Origin of the sequence: Peptoniphilus indolicus ATCC 29427, assembly GCF_000227315.1 — a bacterium.
GTDB classification, from domain to species: Bacteria; Bacillota; Clostridia; order Tissierellales; family Peptoniphilaceae; genus Peptoniphilus; species Peptoniphilus indolicus.
In genome coordinates this window covers 685,690-694,802 of sequence record NZ_JH165061.1, presented here as the reverse complement: position 1 = coordinate 694,802, position 9,113 = coordinate 685,690, and the positions used below count along the sequence as shown (strand labels likewise).

Sequence of the window (9,113 nt, the reverse complement as noted above, 5' to 3'; positions counted from 1 at the left end):
ATACAAATACCGACAAAGTGTATGGTGCTTCACAATCACTCCACATCACCCACTTAATCCAATAAAAATCGCTGCAGTTTTTTACCCATAGATTTCCATTATGTTTTTATGCAACTTCTGCAACCTCTTTATTAAATGAATTCTTTCTCAACAAGTTCACTATTAAACTTCATCTCTGCCCTCTTCTCAGTCCTTTTATTCTGATTGAATTTATATCCAATTTTAAAAAAATTAAAATAAAAACGGCTATTACTCTTTTTAAGCAATAACCGTCATATGTTATCTTATTGAAATTCTTTGGCTGTCTGTACCATTTGAATTTTTAATAGTAAAGTTTAATTGATAACCTTCCATTTTTGCATCTACTACTTCTTTATCAGTGTTGTAAACCATTCTACCAGTTCTATCATAAATTTGGCTCTTATCAGAATTTGCCTTTGAAGCAAATCTTATTATTGTGTAGTCTCCAACTTTAGTAGCGCTCATATAAGCTGCTCCGTTGTTTACTTTTTCGCCCTTTTCAGTTAAAACTGTTCCATCTTTGCTTTCTACATAGAAAGTTGTGTTGCCAAGGTTGATAGCTGTAGCTGCTGATATATTTTTGTTGATTATTGAAGATTCTTTGCTTATTCTGCCCTTTTCTAAATCATAGCTATAGTATCCATCTACAGAAGAAAATAGTAACTTATTTCCTTCACGGATAAATGATTTAATTTCCATGTCTGAAACTTGTTCAGATTTATTTCCTATCAAACTATCTTTAAATAATCTGTAAGAAGTTCCATCTGTTTTAACAACATAGTAATTTCCATTGTAGAATTCAGTCTTTGAATAGTCTTCAAATTTACTTTTCTTTCCCTCAATCTTTATATCAGATTTTGTTATTTCAGCTTTTTTAGAATTGATTACCAATCCTTTTTGGTGTGAGAAGTCATAGTCCCAATCAAATTCATCAACACCAAATCTCCAAGTCATTGGGAAATATGTCACATCTCTAAATGTTAGAAGTGGATATTGTTCTGTTCTATTGTTTATAGATTTACCATTTACCGCAATTGCAAATTCAGGTACTGAAACTTGATATTTGTCATTGTTTTTAACATTAGTTTGATAGAATTCAAACTTTCCTGCAATACCTGTCTTATTTATCTTTAGACCTGTTGCTTCGCTCCAATTTGTTTCAACACCTAAAAATCTTGATGTGTGATAAGTCATTGGGAAATATGTGATGTCTTTATAAACTAAAAGTGGATACTCAGCATATGTGTTATCTACTTTTTGTCCGTTAAGTGTGACATCAAATCTTGGTAATGTTGCATACTCTGTTCTAGCTTCTACTTTCACTGATAATGTTATTAAAAATGTAAGTACAAGCATTAATGAATAAATTTTCTTTTTCATTGTAATCATCTCCTTATCATATATTCTAACCTACATAAACAGTATATCAACTCTAATACAGTTACAGTTAGGAGTCAATTTTGTTTCAATAGTTAAGAATTAGTATATTCCTTTACGAACCGTTCCCTCTGAAGGGTCTATTGTCACAATATCCCCGGTGTTTATCCTTGTAAGAGCTCCATCAGCTCCAACAATTGTTGGAATACCTAAACTTATTGCAGTAATTGCCGCATGTGAAGTGTATCCGGCAGCTTCAGCTATGATTCCACCCGCACGCTCAACAAATGAAATTATCTCTTTATCTGTATTTGACACAACAAGTATGTTGCCTTCTTTAAAATTATTGATTAAATCATTTACCGAGTTTACTACCACAGCTCTTCCAGTTACCAACTCTTTTCCAATGCCTGTACCTTGAGTCAGTACCTTTGCTATAGTTTGTACTTTAATCAAGTTTGTTGAACCCGAAAGACCAACCGGTACCCCTGCTGTAATTACTACTACGTCTCCTTCTTCAACAAGCTTTTCTTCAATAACTCTGTTTATTGAATTTTTGAAAACTTCATCTGTTGTGTTTAAAGCCGGCACCAATATTGAAACTGCACCCCATGTCAAAGCAAGTTGTCTTCTAACTCTCTCTGAAGTTGTCGCAGCTATTATTGTAGACTTAGGTCTGAACTTTGAAATCGCCCTTGTTGTAGAACCTGATGTCGTCGCTGTAATAATTGCCTTTGCGCTTAAATCTTGAGCTATTGTACAAGTACTCTTTCCTATTGCATTTGTCACAGAAGTTGAAATTTCAGAAATTTGTTTTTCTAAAAGCTCTTGATAATTTATAGAATCTTCTGTCACTTCTACAATTTCTCTCATCACCTTTACAGCATTTAGCGGATATTTCCCACTTGCAGTTTCCCCTGATAACATAACCGCACTTGTCCCATCTAGTACCGCATTTGCAACGTCATTTGCTTCAGCTCTGGTAGGTCTTGGATTTCTCATCATAGAATCCAACATTTGAGTTGCAGTAATTACTGACTTGCCGGCAATATTACATTTTTTAATCATTTCTTTTTGAGCAAGGGGAACTCTTTCCGTTGGGATTTCAACTCCCAAATCCCCTCTGGCAACCATTATACCATCAGAAACGGCAAGTATTTCGTCTAAATTAGCCAACCCTTGTTCCGACTCTATCTTTGAAATAATTTTAATGTCATAGTTTCCGGCATCTTCAAGAACTTTTCTAATCTCCAACACATCTTCTTTACTTCTTACGAAAGACGCTGCGATAAAGTCTATATCGTTTTTAACCCCAAAAATTATATCAGATTTATCTTTATCGTTTAATAGAGGTAATTTTAAGTCCACTCCGGGAGCGTTAACTCCCTTCCTTTGAGAAATTACCCCTCCATTTTCAACTTCTGTATAGATATCTGTATCTGTCTTTGAAAGTACTCTGAGACCAACTAACCCATCGTCTATAAGTATTCTTGAGCCAACTGTAATGTCTCTAGGTAAATCGGCATACGATATAGAGGCTATAGTTTCGTCCCCTTCAACATCTCTATTTGTGAGTGTATAGTTGTCTCCGCTTTCAAGACGAACTTCCATAGAATCTTTAAAAAGCCCAAGTCTTATTTCAGGGCCTTTTGTATCTAACATTATCGCCACCGGAAGACCCATTTCTTCCCTAACTTCTTTTATTCTATCAATTTTAACTTGATGTTCTTCGTGACTCCCGTGAGAAAAGTTAAGTCTACAAACGTCAACTCCCTCTGTAAAAAGTTGTTTTAATATTTCCTTTGATTCCGTTGCCGGGCCTATTGTTGCCACTATTTTAGTCTTTTTCATAAAATCTCCTCAAATAGATGTCACTTCAAGTATATGCTTTAAATCATCTTTGAACTCTTTCTTAGTATTTAGCGCTTCTTCTAAATCAAATACTTCAACAGTTCCATCTTTAATACCTATTGCATGACTACCTTCATTATCGCAAATAAACTCCACAGCCTTGCTTCCCATAGCAGAGGCCATTATCCTATCGGATACATTAGGGCTTCCCCCTCTTTGAATGTAACCTAAAATAGTAACTTTAGTATCTATTCCCGTTAACTCTTCAAATTTTTCTGCTATTTCAAAACTATTTCCGGCACCCTCTGCTGCAATTATGATGTGGTGTCTCTTGCCTCTATTTTTCCCAACCAAAGCTTTTTTAGCTATTTCATCTAAATCAAACTCCCTCTCCGGAACTAATATATTTTCAGCACCGGAAGCTATTCCGGCATATAGGGCAATATCCCCACAATTTCTTCCCATTACCTCAACAACATTCGCTCTGCCGTGAGATTCAGTAGTATCTCTTATGTGAGAAATTGCATCCATTACAGTTGTAATTGCCGTAAAAAATCCAATTGTATAATCTGTATATCCCATGTCATTATCTATTGTAAGCGGAATACCCATCACGTCAATGCCGTGTTTTGAAAGTGCCATTGCACCTTTCATACTTCCATCGCCACCGGCCACTATTAACTTATCTATCCCAAATATTTCTAAAATATTTATAGCTTTTAATTGTCCCTCTTCAGTCATAAATCTCTCTGATCTTGAAGTCCCGAGGATTGTCCCCCCTCTGTGAATTATATCCGCCACAGAAGACTCATTCATCTCTATCAAATTCCCATCTATCAAGCCTTCATATCCGTTCTTAACTCCATAGACTTCAACTCCCTTGTAAATTGCAGTTCTAACCACAGCTCTTATAACTGCATTCATCCCCGGAGCATCTCCACCGCTTGTAAGTATAGCTATTTTCCCCATAATTACCTCAATATAAATTTATTTCCATCACCAATATAAGCTTTCAAACCACTTCTCAAATCTTCCGCTCTGTTCTCGTCAATCCAATATTTCTTTTCAGTTGCGTAAGCTTTTTTCTCATCTTCAAAGTAAAATATTACAGGTATATCTCCAGAATATTTTACCAATTCAGCTTTAACAGAATTTAGCAAGTTTGATTCTTTACTTCTCAAACTCAAATACAACTTTTTAACACTTTTTAACTCATCTTCATAATCTTTCAAAAGACTTATTGAGTCCACCAATATCTTAGGCTCTTCAATTTCAGACGCTTGTATATGCCCCTCTACCAACACGACATTTTCTTCGACAATAATATCCATGTACTTTTCATATACATTTGGAAAAATAACCAAATCAATTTGCCCTAAAATATCTTCAAGAGTTGCAAATGCCATCATCTTTTTGTTTTTAGTTATGAGAATTCGCTTACTCTTTATTATACCTGCAACTCTCAAATTTCTCATAATTAAATTTGTATTCATAGAATACTCTTCCATAATTCGGTTTGAATTTGTAGAACTCATTCTGTTTATCAACTCTACATAATCGTCCAACGGATGCCCTGATATATATATTCCCAATATTTCTTTCTCTAATTCAAGTTTAACCTTTTGTGTGAAATCTTTTAGTCTTGGTAGTTCCTCATCCATTTTCTGTTCTTCAAAAATTGAAAACTGTCCGCTTATATTATTTCTAAGAGTACCCAATACATTGTCAACAGTTTTTTCGTAAACTGCCAAATACTGAGTTCTGTTTCCTCCTAAACAGTCCAGCCCTCCGCACTTTATTAAATACTCCAGGGCTCTCTTATTTACTGCACTCGGATTTATTTCAGCAACTCTCTTTACAAAGTCGTTAAGAGATATAAATTCTCCACCCTTTTCTCTGGCTTCAACAGCAGCATCGATAAAGTTCTCGCCCATATTCTTAATAGCTTTTAACCCAAATCTTATCTTTCCATCTTCAACAGTGAATTTTTTAAAACTCTTATTTATATCAGGTGGCAATATATCTATTCCAAGCCTCTTACACTCTTCTACATACAGCGAAACTTGAGACATTCTTCCCATAAACGAAGTTATCTGCGCCGCCATAAACTCAACCGGATAATAATATTTCAGATAAGCCGTTCTATAAGCTACTACCGAATACGCAACAGAATGTGACTTGTTAAATGCATAATTTGCAAAATCTATCATTAAATCATAGATTTTATTGGCAGTCTTCTCATCTACTCCATTTCTTATAGCTCCGGCTATAACCAATTCGCCATTTTCTTCCTTACCATAAATGAAGTTTTGTCTCTCCTCTTCCATTACAGACATCTTTTTCTTACTCATGGCACGTCTTAACAAGTCAGCTTGTCCAAGAGAATAGCCGGCTACTTTTTGAACAATTTGCATAACCTGTTCTTGATATACAATGCACCCATAAGTAGTGGATAAAATATCTTCGACTAGAGGATGTGGATAGGACAACAGTTCGGAATTATGCTTAGATTCTATGAACTTTGGAATTTGACTCATTGGTCCCGGTCTGAACAGAGCATTTGCAGCAACTAAATCTTCAAAAGCGTCCGGTTTTAATTCCCTCAAGAAATTTCTCATCCCCTGAGATTCAAATTGAAATACGCCAAGAGTTTCAGCTCTTGCAAACATCTCAAGTATCTTCGGGTCATTCAATTCCACAAGAGAAAAATCAATCTTTATCCCATGATTTTCTTCAATTAACTTCAGAGCATCTCTTATTACCGTAAGAGTTCTAAGCCCTAAGAAATCCATCTTTAAAAGTCCAAGCTCTTCAAGCTCGATCATGTTGAACTGAGTAGCTATTATATCTCCATTTCTCGTGAGCGGAACATAATTTGTAACTTCATCTTTTGAAATTACTACCCCTGCCGCATGAGTTGAGGTGTGCCTTGGAAGTCCTTCAAGCTTTAAAGCCGTATCTATCAAATACCTGGTTTCATCAGAAGTTTCATATTCCTTTTTTAAAGTCGGACTCATTCCAAGAGCTTTTTCAATTGTCATATTAAGTTCTTCAGGAACTTGTTTGGCGATGTAGTCCACTCTTCCATAGCTTATGTCCAGGGCGCGACCAACATCTCTTAAGGCACCCCTTGCACCCAATGTACCAAAAGTTACTATTTGAGCTACATTTTCAGCACCATATTTTCTTATTACATATTCAATTACTTCTTCTCTTCTCTCATAGCAGAAATCTATATCTATATCCGGCATCGAAACTCTCTCCGGATTTAAAAATCTTTCAAATAGCAAATTGAATTTCAACGGGTCTATATCAATTATTCCAAGCGCATACGAAACTATTGACCCCGCTGCTGAACCTCTCCCGGGACCAACTTGAATATCAACACTTTTTGCATACCTTATAAAGTCCCATACAATCAAAAAATAATCAGTATATCCCATAGTTATTATGGTGTTGAATTCGTACTCAAATCTCTTCTTTATATCGTCCGTAACATCTCTATATCTGGCTTTTAAACCGTCCTCTGCAAGTTTTCTCAAATAGCTTACATTGTCATACCCTTTAGGAACTTCAAAATGCGGTAAGTGTAAATTGTGAAACTCTATTTCAACATTACACCTATCTGCAATTTTCACAGTATTTTCAAGAGCTTGTAAATCATTTGGAAATATTTGAGCCATTTCTTCGTAACTCTTTAGATAAAATTCCTCAGTCTCAAACTTCATTCTCTTTTCCGCATTTATAACAGTTCCTGTTTGAATACACAACAAAACGTCATGTGCGCTTGCATCTTCTTGCTTTAAATAATGAGCATCATTTGAAGCTATTAATTCTATCCCCGTTTCAATCGATAACTTTCTCAAAAGCTGGTTCACTTTTTTCTGAGCTAAGATTCCATGATCTTGTAACTCTAAAAAGAAATTTCCCTTTCCAAAAATATCTTGATAGTTAAGAGCCGTTTCTTTTGCTCCATCATAATCTCCGGAATGCAATTTCCTTTGAACTTCCCCGGCAAGACACGCGCTAGTGGCAATTATTCCCCTGCTATACTTCCTTAGAACTTCGTGGTCTACTCTAGGTTTATAGTAGTAACCGTGGACAAAACCTTCAGAAACTATCTTCATAATATTATTAAAGCCTTCGTTGTTTTCAGCTAATAATATTAAATGGTATCTCTTGTTGCTCCTGTCAAATTTTAAATAACTCTCTTCTGTTACATATACTTCACATCCCATTATCGGCTTTACTCCCGCCTCTTTACAGGCCTTATAAAACTGAATCGCTCCATACATATTCCCGTGGTCTGTGAGTGCAACAGCATTCATTCCCAAATCTTTTATTCTATTCGGTAACTCTTTAATCCTCGAAGACCCATCTAAAAGTGAATATTCACTATGGACATGAAGGTGTACAAAATCATTCAAATTATCCCTCTTCTATAATTTATACTAAAAAAGAGTTTTAATATTAATATTAAAACTCTATCAACTTATATCATTATAAATTTATTTTCTACCAAGTCTATTAAATTGTCAACTGCCTTAGTCTCGTCTTCACCATCGCAAGTAATGGTGATTTCTTCACCACTAAATACCCCTAAAGACATAATCCCTATGATACTTTTTGCATTTACAGATTCCCCTCTTGCTGTGAGAGTTATTTCTGATTTATATCTGTTGGCTGTTCTCACAAACAATGCTGCTGCACGTGCATGTAACCCATCTTCATTACTCAATGTTACTTTCTTTGTAACCATTTTGTTCACCTCTTATTTCATTTGCAATTTCTCTTATCTTGTTAAATCTATGGTTTACTCCAGACTTTCCTATTTTTGGGTCTAGCATCATACCAATTTCTTTCAAACTTAGAGACTCATCTTCCAACCTCAACCTTGCCACTTGTTGCAAAGATTCAGGTAGAGAATTCAACCCAAGTTTTTCTTCTATTAAATTTATATCAATAACCTGTTTTACAGAATTATTTACTATTTTGTTCAAGTTGGCACTTTCCATGTTAACTAAGCGATTTACATTGTTATTTAAGTCCTTATAAACTCTGATATCTTCAAACTTGAGCATAGACCTTTGAGCACCCATCAAGCTAAGTAAATCAGATATCTGTTCCGCACCCTTTATATAAGTTATAAAATACTCTTTTCTCGCTATGACTTTGGAATTTAAGCAGTATTCATTTAAAATATCACTCACGAAGTTTGCATGTTCCTCGTTATTTGAAACAAACTCCAAATGATAATACTTCTCCGGATTGGAAATTGAGCCCGCTCCCAAAAACGCAGCTCTAATATAAGCTCTCTTTGCACTATCCCACCTAATTACTCTGTATGGAGAATAGCTCTGTACAAATACGTTTTCACCGGTTATAAACTCGGAATCGTAAAATAGAAGCTTACAAGCATTTTCATCCTCAAGCACAATCGTATATATATTATTCTTTTTTAATTGTCTTGATTGAGATATCTTAACCTCTACATCCTTAGAATAGAAGTCTTTCAAAAAAGTGAAAATCCTTCTACCGATTGCAGCATTCTCTGTGTTAAACCTAACCCTTATCCCATCTCCTGAAAGTTGTAGCGCTCCACACATTCTTATGTAAGCTGATAATTCGGCAATAATATCTGCAAGATCGTTGAGTTTAATCCTCGCCAACTCATTTTTTACATCAAATGAAAAACTCAACACATCACCTCATCTATTTGCAAACGACTTACCGTAAAATATTATACCCCACACCCTCTATTTTTAAAAGACTTCTGGAGAATTTTTGATAAATCTTAATAATGCTATAAAAAATTTCAAAATACATTTTCAATTAAATTATACCACATAGTATTTACCTTTTTT

At 35.0% G+C, this 9,113-nt stretch carries 6 protein-coding genes; all 6 read right to left on the bottom strand.

Annotated elements, in window-relative coordinates; all coding sequences use genetic code 11:
* Positions 1 to 279: 279 nt before the first annotated feature.
* Positions 280 to 1,401 (bottom strand): hypothetical protein, encoded by a 1,122-nt coding sequence (locus HMPREF9129_RS10550; protein ID WP_004820243.1) that lies wholly within the window; start codon positions 1,399 to 1,401, stop codon positions 280 to 282.
* 99 nt (positions 1,402 to 1,500) lie between these two features.
* Positions 1,501 to 3,249 carry a pyruvate kinase gene (gene pyk, locus HMPREF9129_RS03060; RefSeq protein WP_004820241.1) on the bottom strand — a complete coding sequence of 583 codons (1,749 nt, stop codon included), beginning with the start codon at positions 3,247 to 3,249 and terminating at the stop codon, positions 1,501 to 1,503.
* Between the two features lie 9 nt (positions 3,250 to 3,258).
* Positions 3,259 to 4,218 carry a 6-phosphofructokinase gene (gene pfkA / locus HMPREF9129_RS03055; RefSeq protein WP_004820239.1) on the bottom strand — a complete coding sequence of 320 codons (960 nt, stop codon included), beginning with the start codon at positions 4,216 to 4,218 and terminating at the stop codon, positions 3,259 to 3,261.
* A 2-nt stretch (positions 4,219 to 4,220) separates the two neighbouring features.
* Positions 4,221 to 7,676, bottom strand: coding sequence for a DNA polymerase III subunit alpha (locus HMPREF9129_RS03050; RefSeq protein WP_004820237.1), 3,456 nt, complete (start codon positions 7,674 to 7,676; stop codon positions 4,221 to 4,223).
* Positions 7,677 to 7,741: 65 nt separating this feature from the next.
* Positions 7,742 to 8,008, bottom strand: a complete 267-nt coding sequence (locus HMPREF9129_RS03045) for an HPr family phosphocarrier protein (protein ID WP_004820236.1) — start codon at positions 8,006 to 8,008, stop codon at positions 7,742 to 7,744.
* Positions 7,980 to 8,951: a DNA-binding protein WhiA gene (whiA, locus tag HMPREF9129_RS03040; protein ID WP_004820234.1), complete on the bottom strand. Its 972-nt coding sequence runs from the start codon at positions 8,949 to 8,951 to the stop codon at positions 7,980 to 7,982. Before whiA ends, HMPREF9129_RS03045 begins: the two co-directional genes overlap by 29 nt.
* Positions 8,952 to 9,113: the final 162 nt, after the last annotated feature.